17 protein-coding genes and 1 pseudogene are annotated in these 20,629 nt (G+C 60.5%); 8 read left to right on the top strand and 10 right to left on the bottom strand.

All coding sequences use genetic code 11. The annotated features are described in order from the left end of the window. Positions 1–3: 3 nt before the first annotated feature. From BI364_RS08660 to BI364_RS08635, 6 genes are all read right to left on the bottom strand, one after another. A complete protein-coding gene (locus BI364_RS08660; RefSeq protein ID WP_070078398.1) occupies positions 4–1,164 on the bottom strand; it encodes a glycosyltransferase N-terminal domain-containing protein in 1,161 nt (386 codons plus the stop codon). After that, the gene (msbA, locus tag BI364_RS08655; protein WP_070078397.1) at positions 1,151–2,947 is read right to left on the bottom strand and encodes a lipid A export permease/ATP-binding protein MsbA; all 1,797 of its coding nucleotides are present in this window, start codon (positions 2,945–2,947) and stop codon (positions 1,151–1,153) included. The genes BI364_RS08660 and msbA overlap by 14 nt, the downstream gene beginning before the upstream one ends. 1 nt (position 2,948) lies before the next feature. Then, positions 2,949–3,392, bottom strand: coding sequence for an ExbD/TolR family protein (locus BI364_RS08650; protein ID WP_070078396.1), 444 nt, complete (start codon positions 3,390–3,392; stop codon positions 2,949–2,951). After that, positions 3,389–4,033 carry a MotA/TolQ/ExbB proton channel family protein gene (locus tag BI364_RS08645; RefSeq protein ID WP_070078395.1) on the bottom strand — a complete coding sequence of 215 codons (645 nt, stop codon included), beginning with the start codon at positions 4,031–4,033 and terminating at the stop codon, positions 3,389–3,391. The genes BI364_RS08650 and BI364_RS08645 overlap by 4 nt, the downstream gene beginning before the upstream one ends. Before the next feature lie 100 nt (positions 4,034–4,133). After that, on the bottom strand, positions 4,134–5,411 hold the full coding sequence (locus BI364_RS08640) for an NRAMP family divalent metal transporter (protein WP_070078394.1): 1,278 nt from the start codon (positions 5,409–5,411) through the stop codon (positions 4,134–4,136). A 66-nt stretch (positions 5,412–5,477) separates the two neighbouring features. Continuing rightward, positions 5,478–7,832, bottom strand: a complete 2,355-nt coding sequence (locus tag BI364_RS08635) for a DNA internalization-related competence protein ComEC/Rec2 (protein ID WP_070078393.1) — start codon at positions 7,830–7,832, stop codon at positions 5,478–5,480. Positions 7,833–7,955: 123 nt separating this feature from the next. Between BI364_RS08635 and BI364_RS08630 the strand changes: the two genes are divergently transcribed. Continuing rightward, positions 7,956–8,492 carry a DUF2062 domain-containing protein gene (locus BI364_RS08630; RefSeq protein ID WP_070078392.1) on the top strand — a complete coding sequence of 179 codons (537 nt, stop codon included), beginning with the start codon at positions 7,956–7,958 and terminating at the stop codon, positions 8,490–8,492. 45 nt (positions 8,493–8,537) lie between these two features. On the opposite strand, the gene lolD is transcribed toward BI364_RS08630, so the two are convergent. Together lolD and BI364_RS08620 are read right to left on the bottom strand one after the other, a co-directional pair. Next, positions 8,538–9,236, bottom strand: coding sequence for a lipoprotein-releasing ABC transporter ATP-binding protein LolD (gene lolD, locus BI364_RS08625; RefSeq protein ID WP_070079980.1), 699 nt, complete (start codon positions 9,234–9,236; stop codon positions 8,538–8,540). Positions 9,237–9,254: 18 nt separating this feature from the next. After that, positions 9,255–10,502 (bottom strand): lipoprotein-releasing ABC transporter permease subunit, encoded by a 1,248-nt coding sequence (locus BI364_RS08620; protein WP_070078391.1) that lies wholly within the window; start codon positions 10,500–10,502, stop codon positions 9,255–9,257. A gap of 104 nt (positions 10,503–10,606) precedes the next feature. Between BI364_RS08620 and BI364_RS08615 the strand changes: the two genes are divergently transcribed. The 7 genes and pseudogenes from BI364_RS08615 to BI364_RS19160 all read left to right on the top strand — a co-directional run bounded on the left by BI364_RS08615 (position 10,607) and on the right by BI364_RS19160 (position 18,548). Further along, the gene (locus tag BI364_RS08615) at positions 10,607–10,909 is read left to right on the top strand and encodes a hypothetical protein (protein WP_070078390.1); all 303 of its coding nucleotides are present in this window, start codon (positions 10,607–10,609) and stop codon (positions 10,907–10,909) included. Positions 10,910–10,948: 39 nt separating this feature from the next. Next, entirely contained in the window at positions 10,949–11,995 is a 1,047-nt protein-coding gene (locus BI364_RS08610; RefSeq protein ID WP_070078389.1) for an agmatine deiminase family protein, read from the top strand. Positions 11,996–12,100: 105 nt separating this feature from the next. Beyond that, positions 12,101–12,298 carry a YgaP family membrane protein gene (locus BI364_RS08605; RefSeq protein WP_070078388.1) on the top strand — a complete coding sequence of 66 codons (198 nt, stop codon included), beginning with the start codon at positions 12,101–12,103 and terminating at the stop codon, positions 12,296–12,298. Positions 12,299–12,390: 92 nt separating this feature from the next. Further along, positions 12,391–15,894 carry a transcription-repair coupling factor gene (gene mfd / locus BI364_RS08600; protein WP_070078387.1) on the top strand — a complete coding sequence of 1,168 codons (3,504 nt, stop codon included), beginning with the start codon at positions 12,391–12,393 and terminating at the stop codon, positions 15,892–15,894. Between the two features lie 12 nt (positions 15,895–15,906). Further along, complete coding sequence (locus BI364_RS08595; protein WP_070078386.1) at positions 15,907–16,677, top strand: CsiV family protein; 771 nt, start codon at positions 15,907–15,909, stop codon at positions 16,675–16,677. A gap of 87 nt (positions 16,678–16,764) precedes the next feature. Further along, a pseudogene (locus tag BI364_RS08590) lies at positions 16,765–18,024 on the top strand (3-hydroxybutyrate oligomer hydrolase family protein); the annotation flags it as partial. Between the two features lie 20 nt (positions 18,025–18,044). Next, positions 18,045–18,548: a 3-hydroxybutyrate oligomer hydrolase family protein gene (locus BI364_RS19160; RefSeq protein WP_407639353.1), complete on the top strand. Its 504-nt coding sequence runs from the start codon at positions 18,045–18,047 to the stop codon at positions 18,546–18,548. 39 nt (positions 18,549–18,587) lie between these two features. Here BI364_RS19160 and BI364_RS08585 read toward each other — a convergent pair whose 3' ends face one another. Next, complete coding sequence (locus BI364_RS08585) at positions 18,588–19,928, bottom strand: replication-associated recombination protein A (RefSeq protein ID WP_070078385.1); 1,341 nt, start codon at positions 19,926–19,928, stop codon at positions 18,588–18,590. A 12-nt stretch (positions 19,929–19,940) separates the two neighbouring features. After that, on the bottom strand, positions 19,941–20,570 hold the full coding sequence (gene lolA, locus BI364_RS08580) for an outer membrane lipoprotein chaperone LolA (RefSeq protein WP_083251270.1): 630 nt from the start codon (positions 20,568–20,570) through the stop codon (positions 19,941–19,943). Positions 20,571–20,629: the final 59 nt, after the last annotated feature.

Genomic DNA, 20,629 nt, shown 5'->3' with positions numbered 1-20,629 from the left:
GATTTACCAATCGAATATTCGTTGCAGAAAGGCGTCAATCACACCTTGAACGCGCCTGCGTTCCTCCCAGAAATATCGACGTCCGGCGTCACCACGGCGGCGTGCTGCCAGCGGCTCAGCCATCAGTGCCTGCCAATCCGCCCATATGGCCGATTGTGCGGATGGCGTCTGCGGGGAGATCGGCAACGACGGGCGCAACGCCCGCGTCGCGGCCCCCGGCGTAAGCGGGCAACCACCGGCCAGCGCCTGCCAAAGCGTTGCACGCACATGCGTTTCGAGATACCCGCCCGTCGCCGCACTGGCGATGGCGCCGAACCAGCGTGGATCGTCCACCCAAATGACGTGCCCTGGCGGGAGGGCTCCGCGATCCCAGTCGCCAATCGACAGGTCTGCATGCGCACGAGCCGCGGACGCTGGACGGCCTGAGACGAATAACACGCCCTGATGAGCCAGGGGCGATTGACGCCATTGCGCGATGGTTTCTGCCTGCGTGTCCCCGCAGTCGTCATGCCACCACCAGAGATGGAGTTCGTCTCGGCCAACTGCGGCGAGGCTACGCAGGGTCGTATCGATTTGGGCTTCGGCAAATAACGCCAAGGGATCGGCCGCATCGGCCAGGCATTCGGTCTTGCCACTCGATCGCCAAGCCGTCGCCTGCTGCTCGTCCAGCGGGTAGGCAGCCTCCACCATGACTGGGGTCGGCGGTGTATTGAAGGCAATGACGTGTGTCTTCATGGCGGCGGATGCGCGCAACAAATTGGGATGCGGCGCGGTATCGACCAGTACCAGCCCGATGGGATTGAGACGTTTCAGTACACGCCGGACCGCTGCCGGGCGGTCGCTCGGACCATAACCCAGCCCGATCTTGCGCAGCCCTCGGACACGCGGTTCAATGATGTCCTCGTAATCCTGTTCGAAGGTCAATGCCAGGCGAATATCAAGCCGACGTTCGCGTAAGGCTCCGAGTAGTTCGCAGGCCAATCTGACGGAGTCAGGGCTGCCTCCGGCCTTGATCCACACCACCTTGCCTTCACCATGCGGTGCTCGTAGGTGGCCGCCTCTGGCCAGGGCCGCGGCGCGCAGACCGTTACGCCGGTCGTGCCAGTTGGCGCGCAGGACCGGCCACCAGTGCCCACCGTATGCCCGGTCGTCAACCGGCGGCATTCAGCCCCGCCCTTGCATCGTCATCGTGGGCCTCGTCGCGGAACTGCAATCGGTGCAAGCGGGCGTAAACGCCGTCGCGTGCGATCAGTTCCGCGTGATTGCCGATTTCGATGATCTCGCCTTTTTGCATGACCACGATACGATCCGCACTTTCGATGGTCGATAACCGATGCGCGATGACCAGGGTGGTACGGCCGCGCACGAGTACCTCGAGGGCGGCCTGGATGTGGCGTTCGGATTCGGTATCGAGCGCGGAGGTGGCCTCGTCCAGAATCAGGATGGGTGCGTCCTTGAGCAATGCACGGGCGATGGCCAGTCGTTGGCGCTGACCACCGGAAAGCAGCACGCCGTTCTCCCCGACCAGGGTGTCGAGGCCTTCGGGTAGTTGTTCTATGAATTCCCAGGCGTGGGCGGCGCGCGCAGCTTCGATGATGCGTTCACGCGTAGCGCCACCCTGCGCGCCATAGGCGATATTCGCCGCGATGCTGTCGTTGAACAAGATAACCTGTTGACCGACATAGGTGATCTGTTCACGCAGGCTATCCAGGGTCAGATCGCCAATGGGAATTCCGTCGAGCAAAATTCCGCCGCGTTCGAGTTCGTAGAAGCGTGGTAGCAGATTCACCAGTGTGCTCTTGCCGCTGCCCGAGCGCCCGACCAGCGCCACGGTCTCACCTGGTGCGATGTGCAGGTCGATCCCTTTAAGCACGTCGCCCTTGCCTTCGGCATAGCTGAAGCTGGCGCCACGATATTCGATACGCCCGGCGGCACGTGTCAGTTGCTGGGTACCCGTGTCGCGCTCCGGCGGCGTATCGATCAGCTCGAAGATGGTTTCGCCCGCGGCAATCCCCTTTTGCAGCGTGGGATTGATCTGGGCGAGGCGACGCAGCGGTTCCATCAGCATCAAGACGGCCGTCACGAAGGAGACGAAGCTGCCCACGTTCATGGATTCGAGCAGAGTGCCAGAAGTCGCAAGGTAGATGATGAAGGCAATGCCGATCGAGGCGATGAATTCCATCACCGGCAGACTGGCGGCCTGCGCTGCGGTGGAGCGTAGCTGCAGCCAGCGGCTGCGCTGATTGACCTCGTCGAATCGACGGGTCTCGTAATCGACGCCACCGAATAGCTTGACCACGCGATGTCCCTCGATCATCTCCTCGGAGACATGCGTCACCTCACCCACCACGTCCTGGATGCCGTGACTCAGGCGCCGGAAGATCTTGGACACGGATTTGACGATCAATGCGATCACCGGGATCAGCACGAGGAACACCAGGCTGAGCTTCCAGCTCAGGTAGACCACCCAGATCATCAGGCCGATGGCGGTAATGCTGTCGCGTACCAGAATGGTGAAGCTGCTGGTTGAAGCACCAGCCACCTGCTCCACGTTATAGGTCAGCTTGGCCAGCAGCTCACCGGAGGACGCATTGTCGAAGAAGGTCACGGGCATGTGCAGCAGGCGGTCGAACATGCGGCCGCGCAGGTCCATCACCACGCGCGTGCCGACGTAGGCCATGAAGTATGCGGACAGGTAGCTGGCGATGCCGCGCACGAAATATAGGCCGACCAGGGCCAGCGGAATCCAGGTGATGGTCTGCACATTGCGGTCGACGAAACCGCCGTTGAGCAACGGCTTCATCAATGCGGCCATCGCCGGCTGTGTGGCGGCGGTGAGCGTCATGCCGATCACCGCAACGACCAGATAGGGCCAGTGTTGCAACGACTCGCGCAACAGGCGCCGGTAGACCTCGGCACCGGAGACGGGCTTGGATTCGATGGCCATTTCAGTGATTGGGTGGCGCGGTTTTGTCGGTGGCGATCGACAGATGCGACAGGCCGAGCTGGCCGGCTGCGTCCATGGCAGTGACGACGGCCTGATAGGGGGTCTTGACGTCGGCGCGGATGACCAGCGGTGTTTTGTCGCCATCCGTACCCTTGGCCTGTTGCAGAGCCCGGAACAGCGTGTCGAAGCGGGAATTTACCAACTCGCGACCGTTGAGGTAGTAATGTCCGCGTGCATCGATGGATAGCACCAGCGGACTTTGCTTGGTCGCGGTGACGGCGCTTTCCGCCTTGGGCAGCTGAATCTTGAGTTCTGACTGACGGCTGAAGGTGGTGGTGACCATGAAGAAGATCAGCAGCGTCAACACCGTATCGACCATCGGCGTCATGTCGATGCCGGTGCCTTCGCTGTGGTGGCTGGCGCGCGCATGGCGGCTGAAATTCATGTGCCGGTTCTCGTCTTGCGCACCGTCGCGGTAGTGGTTGCGACACTGCGCAGGCTGTCCACTAACTGAATCGACTGATCCTCCATCTCCACGGTCAGCGCATCCACATAGCCCCGGAAATAGCGATAGAAGACATGCGCGGGAATTGCGACCAGCAGACCCGCGGCGGTGGTGATTAGGGCCTTTGCGATACCACCAGCGAGGATATGTGGGTTGCCGACACCCACTGAGGTGATCACGCCGAAGACCTGGATCATGCCGAACACGGTACCGAGCAGACCCATCAGCGGGGAAATCGTGGCGATGGTGCCCAGTGTATTCAGGAAGCGCTCGAGTTCATGCACGACCTGGCGGCCGGTTTCCTCGATGCGTTCTTTGATGAGTTCGTGTGACTGACGGCGATTGGCGAGCCCGACGGCGAGGATGCGGCCCAGCGGCGAACCGGCTGCGATGGCCTGAATCCGCTCGGCAGGTAGTTCATTGCGCCGCAGTTCGTCGACCACGGCGTCGAGCAGGCCCATGGGCATGATCTGCGACCTACGCAGCGACCAGAAACGCTCCAGAATGATGGCGAGCGCGAGAATAGATGCGCCGATGATCGGCGCCATGACCCAACCGCCGGCCTTGACGATCTCGAACACGTGTCGATGCCCCGCTGTGTGATTCTGTTCGGAAATGAAGCCGAATCATACACGTAACGGGCAAACGAGGTTAAGCACGTCGGCAGTGCGTACGCGCCGATCAACTACCACCGAATATCCAGGAAAGCCCGCCATACAATCCCAGGCAAGAGGTTGCGATGATCGTCCCAGCCACCAGCCAAGCATAGATACCACGCAGGCGGTGTGCCGGTGGCAAGGAGCGTCGGCCGAGCAGGAACAGAAAACCGAGGACCAACGGCAGCAGCAAGGCATTCATCACCTCGACCGCGATGCTCAGTGCCACCAGATCCTTTGCGACGCCAACGACCACCGCGCCCGCAATGACAACGAACGAATAGACAGCGTAGAACCAGGGTGCCCGTTGCGGGCTGTCCTGCAGCGAGCGTCGATAACCTGCCACCTCACCCAAACCCCAGGCAGCGGCAAGCGAAACGACGATTGCGGCAACCATGCCCGCACCGAGTATGCCGATCGAAAAAATCAGACGCCCTCCCCCAGCACCCAGATAAGGTGTCATCGCGTCCGCGATTTCCTCAACCGTATCCAACGGTGGCCCGCCGGAGTGTGTACCCAGCGTGGCCGCTGCGGCGATCAGCACAGCGGCCATGACGAGTTGCGTCACCACCGCGCCGATTGCTGTATCGAACCGCGCATAGCGCAAGGCCTGTGGTTGCAGACCTTTGTCGGCAATCGCGGACTGCTGATAAAACACCATCCAAGGCATGATGACTGCGCCGATGTTGGCAGCGACTAGATAGAGATAGCCGGGATTGCCCATCGGAATATGGGAGAACCCGGCCAGGGCCTCACTGACATTCGGGTGTGCACGGGCGGCCACCCAGAAAAATGCGAGCTCAAAGGCGCCCATGAGCATGGCGACCCGCTCGACCCGTCGGTAACTACCTGTCCAGACCACCAGGATGAGAAATCCGGCAGCCAGTCCGAGACTGACGCCTATGGGCACGCCGTAGAGCCGACCGACACTCGCAACACCCGAAAACTCGGTGAGGAGCGCACCCACGCAGGCGATCACCAACGTGGAGACCGATAGCCACGCCCACCCTCGCCCAAAGGTTTCCCGGATCAGTTCGCCATGCCCCTTTCCGGTGATCAGCCCTAGGCGCACAGTCAATTCCTGCACCACGTACAGGATTGGAATCAGCACGAGTTGCAACGGTAGCAGGTGATAACCCCATTGGGCACCGCTTTGCGCGGCGGTGATGATGCTGCCGACATCCGTATCCGCCAACATCACGACCAAGCCAGGGCCGAAAACCATCATGGCAAGCCGCCATCGTCCTATCGCGTGCCGTTGATCGGGTACGACGATGGGTGATGCCTCAGCGGATCTGTTCATGCGCCCTCATTCTGTAGATGCTAATCGTTATCGTTAGTATTATTGATCATACTCTTGTCGATTGGTTCAATCTCCTATCTCGCTCGAGAGACGAGCGGAGAAATCGGATATTCGATTGGCGGGCTGATATTGCCAGAAACGTGCATGGTTTCGGCGAAAGCGATCGACCTGGATAGCGCTGTCCTCACGCTTGAAATCCACCCGTATGGCACCGGATCGCGCCGTGTCATATAGGGCGATGCCACGTGCGCGGTAGCGCTCCACCACGGCCTCGCGCGGGAAGCCATAGCGATTGCCGAATCCGCTACTGATGAGGGCAATACGCGGCTTGATCGCATCAATGAGCCGCGGGCTGGACGAAGACAGACTGCCATGATGTGGTACCAGCATGAGATCCGCGCGCAAGCCTTCTGGCCAGCGTTTGACCAGGCGCCGCTCGCCTCCTTTTTCAATATCGGCGATCAGGATCGCGCTGCCGCCGGCTCCGTCTATTCGGAGTACGCAACTGCGATCATTGCGCCCTCCTCTAGACGGGCCTTGTCCTGGATGCAAGAACCTGAAATCGATGCCATCCCAGTGCCAAGTCTGACCGGCACGGCAAGCATGCGCACCTTTGGCGTCGATACGTTCGGATACCGGCAAGGCCGCCAGCAAAGACGTCACTCCTCCGCGATGATCCATATCTGGATGAGAAATGACCAGACGATCGACATGCGAGATGCCGAGCGTGCGCAGATAGGGTACGAGCACTGCCTCGCCGGCATCGAAATTCGGACCGTAGCGAGGCCCCGCATCAAACACAAGCACGTGTCGTGCGGTCTGCACGGTAACGGCAAGGCCCTGCCCCACATCCAGTACGGTCAGTCGCCAGTCACCCTGTTTTGGTGGATCGCCACTGGGGACGAACAGTGGCGCTACGAGCAGCAACCCTACCCACCGTGCCGGCCAAGCTCGGGGTGCAAGCACGACCAACGCGCCGGCCAGTGCGACAGGCAATATCCAGGGGGAGGCAAGACCCAGTCGCGCATGCGCGCCGGGCAATGTCGACAGCCAGTCGAGTATCGGCCACAGGATGGCAAGTAACTTGGCGGTCAGATGCAGGATGAAGGCACCGCCTGCTGGCCACAGACTCAGGACAAGCGTGCCGCTCAAGGCCAAGGGCACGACCAGCAGACCGACCCAGGGCACGGCAATCAGGTTTGCAAGGGGCGCAATCAGGGCCGTGCGTTGGAACAAGGCGATGCTGAGTGGCAGCAAACCCAGGCCGAGCGCCCACTGCACTCGCAACCAGTTTATCCAGGCCGCAGCGCGCGCTGGGCGCTCCCGACCGATCAATGCATATAAAATGAAGGCGACCGCAGTGAACGAAAGCCAAAATCCGGCGTTGTAGACGGCGAACGGATCGAGCAGCAGCACGACCATCAGTGCCAAGGCGAGCGTATGAGCGGGGCGCAATCGGCGCTTGAGCATGACGCCACCCAAGGCAACGGCGAGCATGATCAACGCGCGCTGCGTGGGAATCGAAAGCCCTGCCATCAAGGCATATCCGCCGGCTGCAGCCAGGGCCAGCGCCGCAGCCGCCTGCGGCGCACTCAACCGCAGTGCAAACGGCGGTATCGCAGACCAAAGCCGGCGCATCACGGCGAAAATCAAGCCGGCGATCAAGCCAATATGCAGTCCCGAAATCGCGATCAGATGATTCGTCCCCGTCTCCAACAGCACGCGCCAGCGATCTTCGGGTATCCCGCCTCGCAATCCCAGGACCAACGCGGAGATCACGCCTGCATTGGGGTCGTTGGGAAGCGCCGCACGCAAATCGCGGTCGAGGGACTGTCGCCATCGATCGATCCGCTCGAAAGGCCCGAGTCTCTCACCAAGGCGAAGCGCCATTCGGCCGTGACGGACATATCCGGTGGCCCGGATGCCTCGGGAGAAAAGCCAGCCTTCGTAGTCAAAGCCGCCTGGATTAAGATAGCCATGTGCTGGCTTCAGGCGCACGGTCAGACGCCAGCGCTCACCGGGCCGTAGATCGGGGCGGTGGCCATACCAGCTGAGGCGGACATGATGCGGCGCATGCGCAACGGGGTGGCCATTCAGGCTGATCGATTCGACCGCTAGTTCGAAGCGTGTCGATACGTCTCGACGCTCAGGTACGCCGATAACGACGCCGGTTAACACGGCATCGCGGTGCATGTCCTGCGCAGGCCAGGTTTGGGCGAGCGCCCAGTCGGCCCGTAGCAGAGCCCAACCAAAACCAAACACGAACCAGAACAGTAGCGCGCACGGACAATGCCGGCGCAAGACCCAGGCCACGAGCAGTAAAGGTACTGTGATGAGCGTGAAGATCGTGACCGAAGGCAGGCTCGGCAGCAGGCCAAGGCAAAGAATGCCCAGGAGAAAGGCCAGTGAGCCGGTCGCCATCACGCGCTGCTCCTGGCCTCACGGACACCAATCATTGTCATATAAATGTGCAGGCGAGGCCCCAGGAAACGAGGCATAATCGTTTGAATTTCATGCCGGGCAGGTTCAGCCAGATCGCGCACCATGGCCAAACGAATCATCCAACGCTTATTCCCCAACCGCCATGCCGTCCAGGAGCACAAGGCCTTGCGGTTTCTTGGTCGATGGCTGCACGACCCAAGCCTGTGGCATATGAACCGCCGCTCGGTGGCTGGCGCATTTGCGGTCGGCCTGTTCATGGCCTTCGTCCCCTTCCCCGCCCAGATGGTGGGTGCCGCCCTGCTGGCCGTGGCCTTTCGCGTGAATCTCGCGATTTCTGTGGCGCTGGTCTGGTTGACCAATCCGCTCACCATCCCCCCGATGTTTTATTTCGCTTATCTCGTCGGCAACTGGTTACTCGGCGTGCCGGCACATCACCCAACTAATTTTCATCTGTCGGCCGCTTGGTTCCAGAATGAGTTTAGCCACATCTGGCAACCATTGCTGCTCGGGAGCTTCGTGGTCGGCAGCAGTCTTGCCCTAGCCGGGTATTTCGGTATTCGTCTGTTCTGGAGGCTATATGTGATACGCCGCTGGCAACAGCGACTGCGACGCCACCACCAGGACGATGCCTCGCACTGAATCCCTAGTTTTGCGGGTCGAGCACCGGCCGACCTTCCGTTGCCTTCAATTACTGCCGATCAGCATGCCGTCATCCAGGCGCAATACCCGATCCATGCGACGGGTCAGCAAGGCGTCGTGGGTGACGATGATCAAGGCGGTTTCCAGTTCCTGATTGAGGCGGAGCAGGAGCTGGTAGATCTGATCTGCGTTTTTGCGATCGAGATTTCCCGTTGGCTCGTCGGCCAGTACCGCACGCGGCTCCGTGATCACTGCGCGTGCGATGGCCACGCGCTGGCGCTCGCCGCCGGAGAGTTCGGATGGTTTGTGTTTGAGACGACCCAGCAGGCCGACGCGTTCCAGCAGCATGCGGGCACGTTGAGAAGCCTGTGCCGGATGTGCACCGCGGATCATCAGCGGCATCGCCACGTTTTCAAGCGCGGTGAATTCCGGCAACAGGTGGTGAAATTGATAGACGAAACCCAGTGCCTCATTGCGCAGTCGGCCACGCTGCGTATCAGGCAGACGCCCCATGTCTTGTCCGCAAACATTGACCTCGCCCTCGCTCGGCGTCTCCAGACCGCCCAGCAGATGCAGCAGCGTACTCTTGCCGCTACCCGAACTGCCGACAATGGCAACCTTCTCGCCAGGCATGACCGTCAGATCGATGCCACGCAGCACCTCGACCAGCAGGCCATTTTCGCGGAACGTTTTTTTTAATTGTCGGCATTGCAGAACCGGCTCGCCCGATTGGAGAGAATTCAACACCTTGAACGGCATCCGTCAGTCATAGCGCAAGGCTTCGGCGGGCTGAGTGCGCGCCGCGCGCCAAGCGGGGTAAATGGTGGCTAGAATCGAGAGCACGAAGGCGATGACGCCAATATGTAGTACGTCGCGCCATTCCAGATGCGAGGGCAATTGGCTGATGTAATACACCTGCGGAGACAGGAACTGGACGTGGAAGAGTTTTTCGATCGCAGGGACGATGGTTTCCACGTTCAGCGACAGCAGGACTCCGCCGAGAATGCCGATCAGTACGCCGATGAAGCCGATAATCGTGCCTTGAATCATGAAAATGCGCATCACCCGGCCGGGTGGCAAACCCAGCGTGCGCAGAATGGCAATATCGGATTGCTTGTCCGTGACCACCATCACTAGGGTGGAGACGATGTTGAACACGCCTACCGCCACGATCAGGAACAGAATCACGAACATTACCGTTTTCTCGGTCTTGACGGCATGGAAAAAGTTGGCGTTTTCCTGTGTCCAGTCGCTGACCCAGTACTTGGAACCGAGTTCTCGGCTCAGCGAAGCCGCAACCTGCGGCGCCGACATCACGTTTTTGAGCTTGAGGCGGATGCCGGTGATGCCGTCATCAAGGCGGAATAGCCGTGAAGCGTCCTGCATGTCGACAAATGCCATGCTGCGATCGTATTGATACATGCCCACTGAAAAGACGCCGACGACGGTAAATCGCCGAAAACGCGGCAGAATTCCCGCCGGGGTTACCGTGGTATCCGGTGTGATCACGGTCACATGGTCGCCAGGGCCCACACCAAGATAGGTGGCGAGATCGCGTCCGAGGACGATGCCAAACTCACCCGGCTTGAGCGCCGTCAGCTGTCCCGAAACCATGTGTCTGCCGACGTCTGATACCGCACCCTGTTGCGCGGGCAATACGCCCTGCATGAGCACTCCGCTGACCGCACGGCCGGCCGTGATCATCGCTTCGCCCTGAACATAAGGCGCAACGCCGGTGACGCCGGCGGCCCCGGCAAGGCGTTTCTCCAGGGGTTGCCAGTTGTGCAATCCGCCCCCGAATTCAGTGACGGTCACGTCTGAGGCCATACCGAGTATGCGCTGCTGCAACTCGCGTTCGAAACCGTTCATCACCGACAACACCGTGATCAGCGCGGTTACACCTAGGGCGATGCCGAGCATGGAAATCAAGGTGATGAAGGAAATGAAATGGTTTCGGCGCTTGGCGCGGGTATAGCGCAGCCCGATGAAGAGTTCGAGGGGATGAAACATGGCGGGATTAAACCACACCCGCCCATGACAGTGGAACGGGTGATCTTCTCGCTGACTGGGGCCGATGCTATAGTCGGCCTCATCCGATCACGCTGGAGTACGTCATGGTGTCACGCACGCTGCTAGCGCTGAGCCTGATCCTGGCCGGCGGTCTCGCCTCGCCGGTCATGGCAGAGGTGCTGATCATGCCCAACGGGCATCCCGAGGCCGCGCGCCTGCCGATGCAACCGCACCGAGGTATGACCATGCAGCAGGTGCTCAAGCGCTTTGGCCAGCCGACACAACGCTTGGTGCCAATCGATACCCCGCCGATCACGCGCTGGGTCTACCCGAAATACACCGTTTACTTCGAAGATCGCTACGTCATTCATACCGTCGTGCATCCGGGTGTCCATCTTGCCCCCTGATTTTTCGACCGACCACCACCTTCCATAGCTGAAATAATCATGTCCGAAAACTCGATGCGGCGGCTCCCTGCCGAATGGGCGCCGCAGGACGCTGTTATGCTCACTTGGCCACACGAGGCCACTGCCTGGGCACCGCAACTGGCCGCGGTCGAACGCGTCTACCTCGAATTGGCACAGGCGATCTCGCGCCATGAGGAGGTACTGATCGTCTGTCGCGACGCCATTCACCGCGAAACCATCGACGACAAGCTTCGGGCATGCGGCGTCGGGAATGCGCGCTACGTCCTTGCACCGAGCAACGATACCTGGGCTCGCGATCATGGCCCCATCGGCGTTACCGATGGCGCGCAGCCATTGCTACTCGACTTCTCGTTCAACGGTTGGGGCGGCAAGCACCCTCATGCGCTCGACAACGCCATCAATCGGCACTTGGCCGAGGCCGCCTGCTTTGCGACGGACGTGACGCCAATTGATTTTATTCTCGAAGGCGGCGCCATCGATAGCGATGGCGAGGGCGGACTCCTGACCACACGTCACTGCCTACTCACGTCAACCCGCAACGCCGGTCTTGATGAAGCCGAGATCGAAGCACGGCTGTGCGCTTGGCTGGGCGTATCCAGAATCCTCTGGCTGAGCCACGGCGAACTGGCTGGCGACGATACCGACGGCCATGTCGATACCCTGGCCCGCTTCTGCGATGCGGGCACGATCGCCTATGCGAGCTGCGACGATCCTGCCGACGAGCATTACGCCGGGCTCACGGCCATGGCCAAGGAACTGCGCGCACTGAAGCAGCGCAACGGTAAACCTTACCGGCTGTTGCCTCTGCCGTTGCCGCGCGCGCACTTCGACGAGACGGGCCAAAGACTGCCGGCAACCTATGCCAATTTTCTGATTATCAACGGTACTGTATTGGTACCGACCTATGCCGACCCGATTGCCGACGCGCATGCCTTGTCAACGCTTGCAGAGGCCTTTCCGGGGCGCGAGATCGTGGGTATTGATTGCGTGCCGTTGATCCAGCAATACGGCAGCCTGCATTGCGTCACCATGCAGCTACCGGCTGGAACGCTCTCTGCCGGTTAATCCGCTTCGACACCGCCAAGCGGGTGTATCATGGGCTATCTTCTGTAGGCCCGCAGATGTGCTGCGCGGCGCGGCCTCCCCTTCCCCTCACTGAGGAAGTTCGCCATGAATCCGAACGTCGGCAAACTCGACCGCGGTTTACGCATACTCATTGGTCTCCTGCTTATCTCGCAAGTATTCGTCGGCCTGCATACACCTTGGGGTTGGTTAGGTGTCATACCGCTTGCCACGGGCCTCGTCGGCTGGTGCGGCCTCTATACGGTACTGGGCATACGTACCTGCCCGCTGAACAAGAAAACCTGACATCAGAAGTCCGTCGCCGCGATCTGCCGCTGCAGATCGCGGCGAGCTATGGGAGAATGCCGCGCTATTGTATCCTCCACCGCGCGTAACCCATGCCTGATTCCCCTATCGCCCGTCACCTCACTGTTTCCGGTTTTGCCGATCCGCTAAGACCGCCAACGCCCGCCGCCAAGGGCGAGCTCGCAACCATGCACAATCTCCAGGGGGCTTCCCTGGCGATGGCCGCCGCGGCAGCTGCAGCAGCGCATGATGGCCCGGCCATGCTCATCGCATCGGATACTCAGGCCGCCTGGCACCTCGAACAAACGCTGCGTTTTTTCCTGCCGCAATCCATCGACGTACTGCATCTAGAGGACTGGGAAACCCTACCCTACGACGTCTTCTCACCGCATGACGATATCGTCTCGCAGCGCTTGGCGGTCCTCAATCGCCTGCCTGGCCTAACTCGGGGCGTGCTGGTAGTACCGATTCAAACCTTGATGCAGCGGCTGGCGCCACAGGACTACATCAGAGGGCATAGTCTGAACTTTGCGGTCGGTCAGCGGCTCGATGTCGATACCTTCCGACTCGACCTGGAGGCTGGAGGATACCGCGCGGTCAATCAGGTGATGGCGCACGGCGAGTTTGCGGTACGCGGCGAGATTCTCGATCTCTTCCCGATGGGCAGCCCGCACCCGTATCGTCTCGACCTGTTCGATGATGAAATTGAAAGTATTCGCGACTTCGATCCCGAAAACCAACGTTCCGGCGAGATCGTCGAACACATCGAACTCATGCCTGGGCACGAGTTCCCGCTCAACGACGAAGGCATCAAGACCTTTCGCAGGCGTTATCGCGAACGCTTCGAGGGCGACCCGCAAAGCAGTGCGGTTTACCGTGGGGTGAGTCAGGGCAATCCGCCTGGCGGGATCGAGTACTACCTGCCTCTTTTTTTCGAGCAGACAGCGACGCTATTCGATTATCTCGCCGAGCGCACGCTCGTCATGCTGGCCGGCGATGTCTGGCAGGCGGCCGAACGGCAGTTTGCACTCATCGTCGAACGACATGAGCAACGGCGCCATGACATCGAGCGCCCTTTGCTGGAGCCTGGCGAGCTATATCTGGATATCGAGCGCTTGCGTACTGCGGTGTCTCAGTATCCTTGTCTTGCCCTACTGCGGGCCTCTCGCCCCGAATCGGACGGGAACGCCGAGCAGGCCGATACCGCCCCATTACCGCCACTACGCCTGGAGGCACGCGCTGCCGAGCCCGCGGCTGCCCTGCGGCGCTTCCTGCACGAGACCCCGGGGCGGGTGCTCTTCACCGCCGAATCCGCCGGACGCCGTGAGGCGCTCGCCGATCTGCTGCGCGGACATGGCCTGAGGCCCAAAATTGTTGATCGCTGGGATGACTTCGTCGAGGGATCCGAACCATTGGGCCTGTGCGTCGCACCACTTGAGGCTGGCGTTGTGTTGCCCGGCCGCGGATTGGTATTGATCGATGAACAATCGCTGTTCGGCCAGCGTGCGCAGCAGCATCGGCGAACCCGCCGGCAAACACGCGACGCCGATGCCGTCATACGCAATCTCACGGACCTCAATCCGGGCGCGCCAGTGGTCCACGAGGAACACGGCGTGGGGCGCTATCAAGGATTGAGTCGATTGAATGTCGGCGACATCGAGGCCGAATTCCTGGTGCTTGAATATGCCGGGGGAGATCGTCTGTACGTACCCGTCGTCTCTTTGCATCTGATCAGCCGCTACACCGGGGCCAGCCCCGAGGAGGCGCCGCTGCATAAACTGGGCGGCGACCAGTGGCAGCGCCTGCGTAGACGCGCCGCAGAGAAGGCCTCAGATGCGGCAGCCGAACTGCTCGAAATCAACGCACGTCGCGCCGCGCGCCAAGGGCAGTCGTTCATCCTTGATGGCGAGGAATACGCAGCCTTTGCGGGGGCCTTCCCCTTCGAAGAAACACCCGATCAGCAAACCGCTATCGAGGCCGTTTTGACCGATTTGGCGGCACCGCATCCGATGGACCGCGTGGTTTGTGGTGATGTCGGCTTCGGTAAGACTGAGGTGGCGATGCGCGCGGCCTTCGCTGTTGCTCACAACGGTTATCAGGTGGCCATTCTCGTACCGACCACCTTGTTGGCCGAGCAACACCTGACGAACTTCCGCGATCGCTTTGCGGAATGGCCGTTCCGGATCGAATCGCTCTCCCGTTTTCGCAGTAAAAAGGAGCAGGACACCGTCCTCGATGCGCTCAGCGAGGGTACCGTGGACATCGTCATCGGTACACACAAGCTATTGGGGTCGGATATTCATTTCAAACGCCTGGGCTTGGCGATCATCGACGAGGAACATCGCTTCGGCGTACGCCACAAGGAACGTCTCAAGCAGCTACGTGCCGAGGTGGATCTCCTGACCCTCACGGCCACGCCGATACCCCGCACGCTCAATATGTCTCTGGCCGGTCTGCGAGATCTTTCGATTATCGCGACACCGCCGCCTCGTCGGCATACCATCAAGACCTTCGTGCACGAATGGAGCGATTCTCTGATCAGCGAAGCCTGCGCGCGCGAGCTGAGCCGTGGCGGACAGCTCTATTTCTTGCATAACGAGGTCAAAAGCATCGAGCGCGCGGTAACTAGATTGCGCGGCTTATTACCGAATGCGCGCATCGGCGTGGCGCACGGCCAGATGCGCGAACGTGACCTCGAGCAGGTCATGCTCGACTTCTATCACAGGCGCTATGATGTTCTAGTCTGCACCACCATCATCGAGAGCGGCATTGACGTCCCCAACGCCAACACCATCGTCATCGATCGTGCTGACCGTTTGGGTTTGGCCCAGTTGCATCAGCTGCGCGGTCGCGTGGGACGCTCGCACCACCGTGCCTATGCCTATCTCATCACGCCGCCGCCCAAGGCGATGACCCCGGATGCGGTTAAACGCCTGGAAGCAGTCGAATCGCTCGGCGAACTCGGCGTGGGTTTCAGTCTGGCTACGCACGACCTTGAGATACGCGGCGCCGGTGAACTGCTCGGTGAAGATCAGAGCGGTCAGATTCAGGAAATCGGATTCAGCCTCTACAACGAGCTGCTTGAACGTGCGGTTGCTGCGCTCAAAGCCGGGAAGCTGCCAGAATTGGAACGACCGCTCGATCATGGCGCAGAGGTCGATCTTGCCGCCCCGGCCCTTTTGCCTGACGATTACGTCAGCGATGTGCATACCCGTTTGATTCTGTACAAACGTATCGCCAGCGCGCACAGTCAGGATGAACTGCGCGAACTGCAGGTCGAATTGATCGACCGCTTCGGCTTGCTGCCGGATGCGGCCAAGAACCTGTTTGAAATGACCCGCCTCAAGCTCAGTCTGGCGACCCTTGGGGTACGCAAGCTGGAGGCTGGCCCCCAGGGTTTGCGCATCATATTCTCAGAACAGACCGTGATCGACCCCGCGCGTCTGATCGCGTTGCTGCAATCCGATCCGCAGCGCTATCGGTTGGATGGCCAATTCAAGCTACGCGCGAGTCAACCCCTGCCCGGCGTGGCGGAAAGGATCGATGCGATCGATGCGCTCGTCGAGCGTCTTGGCGCACCTGTTACGCGACATTAATCCGGAGCTTCCATGAAGACATCCGCCCTGCATCGTTTGTTCGCCTTTGGCCTTGTGACTTGCGCCACCTTAGCGTCGGCTACGGCCTGGGCCGCGACCGTCCCGGCGCAAAATCGTTACCGCGTCGAAATGATTCTTTTCGCGATCAACGATCCCGATAACTTCACCCAGGAGCAATGGCCGCAAAATCTGCCTGCACCCGACATGGATCAGGCCGTCGACGTGTTTAACGGCCAGCAGGCCTCAGGCTTCGTCGCGTTGCCGGCCAGTGATTATGCGTTGGACGACGCAGCAAAACGGTTGCAGGCCAGCGGACGATATACCGTACTTGCGCACGTGGCCTGGGAGCAGCCGGGGTTGTCCATCAAGCAAGCCATTCCCGTTGCGATCACTGCTGGCCGTGATTACGCACCCTTGTATCCCGCATTGACCGCGCCGCGATATGTTATTCAGGGCGGGCAATCGGTGGAAATACCGTCACCTCAACACCTATATCGCCTGTCCGGCACCATCAAGGTCGTGCTTAGCCGCTACTTGCATGTATATACGAATTTGATCCTGAACATACCGAGCCAGCCACTGATCGGGTCCAGCGGACAAACGCGGCAGATCGAGGATACCGCCGTAATCGACAACCCATCCGCTCAACCCACGCCTGGCGGCAGCCTCACGGCCGTACATATCATTGAACACCGCCGTACGCGGAGTCGCGTGCTCAACTACGTCGATCAACCTCTGCTTGGCATTCTTTTCGAGATATGGCCCGTGGGCAATAGTCGTTAAGTACCTTTACTTCGACTTCAATAGACACTTGTAACCCATTGTTTTATTGATGCGATAATTGAACCTAACGTCGATAAAGAGGGCTGGATGAGCGATTACCCGATACCGGACGTCATCCGGGAATCCCCGCATCGACACGACGACGACCTACTGACGGCGGGTCTGGGTCTTGCCGGACTGCGCGACCCACGCAAACCGGCCTTCACGGACGCGACAACACCTACGCCCACGGAACTGCGTCGGCGTGCCATCCATGCCAGTTGGCGCGCGATCGCGGACCTCGAACCCACTGGGGGCTTTGGCGAAATATATGGACAGGCCCCACGCATCCCAGGCCGCGAATATCATGCCTTCGCACGACTCCCGGGCGCACAGACCTCGCATCGCGTTCTACTGCAGGCTCCAGACGATTTCGACCGAAGGATACGCTGCCTGATCGTGACCGCTTCACCCGGCTCACGCGGCATTTACGGTGGCATCGCCTTGGCTGGTGCCTGGGGTTTGCCACGTGGTTGTGCGGTGGTCTATACCGACAAGGGCGCCGGCAGCGGGTATTTCGACGCGCATAGCGGGAGCGGTGTCCGGCTGGACGGTACCCGCGCCGCAGCAGGCGAAGACGTACTGGAATTCGAACCGCTCATCGCCGACCCTGAAGGCGGCATAGGCATCAAGCACGCGCACTCTGGAGATAACCCCGAGGCGAGTTGGGGTGATCATGTGCTGCAGGCACTGAATTTTGGATTGGCGATGCTCGACCGCGCCTATCCCGACGCTGCACCGTTTTCGCCCGAAAATACCCGTATTATCGCCACAGGCCTGTCCAACGGCGGCGCGGCGATTTTGCAGGCAGCTGGGCGAGATACGGCAAACCAGCTGGATGGCGCGGTAGCCATCTCGCCCAACGTCCTCACGCCGAATCGGGGGCGTGCCTTTTACGACTACACCAGTGAAGTCGCGTTACTGATCGGCAGCGCCCTCGCTGCGCCGTCGCTGCTCGGCATCGCTCAGGCACGCCACGCTGACGCGATGCCGGATCATGTCGCATGGGGAGAAGGCCTCGCCGAGGCCGGTGTACTGAGTACGAACAGGTCGGCCGAATACGCGGAGGAGGCTTTGTCACGCCTGCACACTATGGGCTGGTCCACGGCGGCGCTACAGGCGGCGCTGCTGACCGGCGATACGGAGATATGGCGTGCGGCGGGCGCGGTCTATGCAGGCTCATATCTGTGTCGCCCGATGGGTGAATTGCCGTGTGAGGAAGGCTTTCTGGCACGGGTTCCGGATACCCAGGGTCAGTTGCGTCCGGCCGGCGCCTTATTGCGCAGCACCTGGTGGGCTGACGCGCCAGGCATCCCCCCAGTTTGGGTGTGGTCCCCGCGAGCTTGGCGGCTGGACGGCCTCTCATCAAGTCGCTGCTTTGCCTATATGCCTTGTCTACCGAATCTACCGACGAGGATGCCCCGTCACGCGTACTGCGCACAGGTATTGAGGCAGCAGCCGTCTCCTTGCCACACGAAGACCTACCTCTCTGGCTGGTGCATGGCGATGACGATGGATTGGTTCCTGTCGCGTTCAGTAGCCTCCCGTATGTCGACTGGCTACGCACCCAGGGGCGCCAGCCGGTGCTCTGGCGGATCCCGCATGTGCAGCACTTCGACGCCCTACTCGGTTGGCCGGCGCTGGCCGCACGTTATCTGCCGATGCTGGCCTACGCCTATGCCGCGCTGGACGCCCTGTGGACGCGGATTGGTGAACGGGAGCCTATGGCAGGCGGCACCGTCACCCTGCCCTCTCGTGTGCGCGGTGCAGCGGCGCTTACCCCTGCACACCTCGGACTGGATGCCGTGAACGACAAGCAACACTTGCAGTAGCTGTACGTGACTTGAGTATCAACGGGCGATTCCTCGCCGTTACCCCCCCTGCTTGCTACGTGCGGCATGGTCACGTGTGCGCAGCTCATCGAGCCGTGCCTTGATACGCGACTCAAGACCGCGGTCGCTGGGCTCGTAATAGCGTTCCTCGGGCATGCCATCGGGAAAATAACGTTCGCCAGCGGCATAGGCACCCGCTTCGTCATGTGCATAACGATAGTCTTTGCCATAGTCCAACGAACGCATTAACCCGGTGGGCGCGTTACGCAGATGTAATGGGACCTCCAGCGTGCCGTGTCCACGCACAGAGGCCATGGCCGCCTTGTAAGCCATGTAGACGGCATTGCTCTTGGGCACGGCGGCAAGGTAAATCACCGCATGAGCGAGGGCGAGTTCGCCTTCCGGTGTGCCGAGGCGTTCGTAGGTGTCCCAGGCGCTGAGGGTCATTTCCAATGCACGCGGATCTGCGTTGCCAATATCTTCACTGGCCATGCGTACCAGCCGTCGCGCGATGTACAAAGGGTCGCAGCCACCATCGATCATTCGGCAGAACCAGTACAAGGCACCGTCTGGATTCGACCCTCTTACCGATTTGTGCAGAGCTGAGATCTGGTCGTAAAAATACTCGCCTCCCTTGTCGAAGCGACGTAGCGACTGGCTGGCGGCCTCACGCACGATGGTTTCATCAATTCGGCCGCCCTGCGCCTCTGCGCTGGCTAGATCAGCAGCCAATTCAAGCAGGTTCAGCGCGCGCCGCGCATCGCCGTCTGCCGCAGCCACAAGCAACGACAATGCCTGCTCAGAGGCTGACAGCCCATGCCCACCGAGTCCACGCTGCTCATCGGACAGTGCTTGACTGAGTACATCGTGGATGTCATCGGCCTCAAGTGCCTTGAGCACGTAGGTGCGCACACGCGACAGCAGTGCGTTATTCAGCTCGAAGGAAGGATTTTCGGTGGTTGCCCCCACGAAAAACACCGTACCATCCTCGACGTGAGGCAAAAAGGCATCCTGTTGCGCCTTGTTGAAGCGGTGGACCTCATCGACGAATAACACAGTCGCGCGCTGCGCAGCTTCACGTACTGCACGCGCCTGGGCCACGGCTTCTCGGATATCCTTGACCCCGGATAAGACGGCGGAAAGGCTTAGAAACTGGGCGCCACCTTCCCTGGCGAGCAATCTTGCCAGGGTGGTTTTTCCGGTCCCCGGCGGCCCCCAAAGGACCATCGAATGCAATCTTCCCTCGGCTATCGCCCGCCATAACGGTTTGCCCGGCGTCAGCAAGTGCCGTTGGCCAATAAACGATTCCAGACCATCCGGCCGCATGCGGTCAGCTAGGGGCCGATGATCGTCTGGTGCACTGTCGAACAGATCGGGCATGGATTGGTGGGATTACATGCCATCAACGACATCGACGCCAGGCGGCGCGGTGAAGTTGAAATCGGAAGTTGGCAGGTTCGGATCGAGTTGGAGGGCGCTAAGGTTGATCACGGTCCGATGACCGAACTGATCATACAGAATCATCTGACGCACTAGCCCGCCGCTGAGACCCAGCAGAATGCGGTTGAATTGTGCATTGTGTTGTTGTTTGGGGATCAGTTCGACCCAGGAAAGGTTGTCGCGAGAACCGTCGTCGCTCAGCTTGAAGCTTTCGCTCAGGGGGGTGCCTCCGCCAAGCAACATGATGGGCGCCTGTCCGAGTTGCTTGGCAACCGGCGTAACGGTTACCTGCGCAAGGTCCTTGTCGTAAATCCACATTTTTTTGCCATTCGACACGATCAACTGTTCACGGGGTTTGAGATAGGCCCAGTTGAATTGATTCGGCCTCGCTAGCTCGAATGTCCCCGAGGTCGTGCGCAGCAACGGCCCCTTAGTCTCGTAGACACGTTGCTCGAACTGTCCCTTGAGACTATGCGTTTGTTGAAAAAAATGTTCCAGCTTGGCGATGGCGTCGGCATGGGCCGGCATCCAGCCGAACAGACCGTATGACAACAGCAATAGCCGCAATATTCGGGGCAACATGGGTGGACTCCGGGATGGTGAACTGAGCGGGGATCGCGACGCGCGCGGCGAGGACTATC

Origin of the sequence: Acidihalobacter yilgarnensis (genome assembly GCF_001753245.1) — a bacterium.
Taxonomy (GTDB): domain Bacteria; phylum Pseudomonadota; class Gammaproteobacteria; order DSM-5130; family Acidihalobacteraceae; genus Acidihalobacter; species Acidihalobacter yilgarnensis.
The sequence above is the reverse complement of the archived record's forward strand: the minus strand, read 5'-3'. Positions and strand labels throughout refer to the sequence as shown.

Excerpts from the sequence above, each read along its gene's own strand:
- BI364_RS08660 (WP_070078398.1), bottom strand. The coding sequence starts at position 1,164 with ATGCCGCCGGTTGACGACCGGGCATACGGTGGGCACTGGTGGCCGGTC.
- msbA (WP_070078397.1), bottom strand. The coding sequence starts at position 2,947 with ATGGCCATCGAATCCAAGCCCGTCTCCGGTGCCGAGGTCTACCGGCGC.
- BI364_RS08650 (WP_070078396.1), bottom strand. The coding sequence starts at position 3,392 with ATGAATTTCAGCCGCCATGCGCGCGCCAGCCACCACAGCGAAGGCACC.
- BI364_RS08640 (WP_070078394.1), bottom strand. The coding sequence starts at position 5,411 with ATGAACAGATCCGCTGAGGCATCACCCATCGTCGTACCCGATCAACGG.
- BI364_RS08635 (WP_070078393.1), bottom strand. The coding sequence starts at position 7,832 with ATGGCGACCGGCTCACTGGCCTTTCTCCTGGGCATTCTTTGCCTTGGC.
- BI364_RS08630 (WP_070078392.1), top strand. The coding sequence starts at position 7,956 with ATGGCCAAACGAATCATCCAACGCTTATTCCCCAACCGCCATGCCGTC.
- BI364_RS08620 (WP_070078391.1), bottom strand. The coding sequence starts at position 10,502 with ATGTTTCATCCCCTCGAACTCTTCATCGGGCTGCGCTATACCCGCGCC.
- BI364_RS08615 (WP_070078390.1), top strand. The coding sequence starts at position 10,607 with ATGGTGTCACGCACGCTGCTAGCGCTGAGCCTGATCCTGGCCGGCGGT.
- BI364_RS08610 (WP_070078389.1), top strand. The coding sequence starts at position 10,949 with ATGTCCGAAAACTCGATGCGGCGGCTCCCTGCCGAATGGGCGCCGCAG.
- BI364_RS08605 (WP_070078388.1), top strand. The coding sequence starts at position 12,101 with ATGAATCCGAACGTCGGCAAACTCGACCGCGGTTTACGCATACTCATT.
- mfd (WP_070078387.1), top strand. The coding sequence starts at position 12,391 with ATGCCTGATTCCCCTATCGCCCGTCACCTCACTGTTTCCGGTTTTGCC.
- BI364_RS08595 (WP_070078386.1), top strand. The coding sequence starts at position 15,907 with ATGAAGACATCCGCCCTGCATCGTTTGTTCGCCTTTGGCCTTGTGACT.
- BI364_RS08585 (WP_070078385.1), bottom strand. The coding sequence starts at position 19,928 with ATGCCCGATCTGTTCGACAGTGCACCAGACGATCATCGGCCCCTAGCT.
- lolA (WP_083251270.1), bottom strand. The coding sequence starts at position 20,570 with ATGTTGCCCCGAATATTGCGGCTATTGCTGTTGTCATACGGTCTGTTC.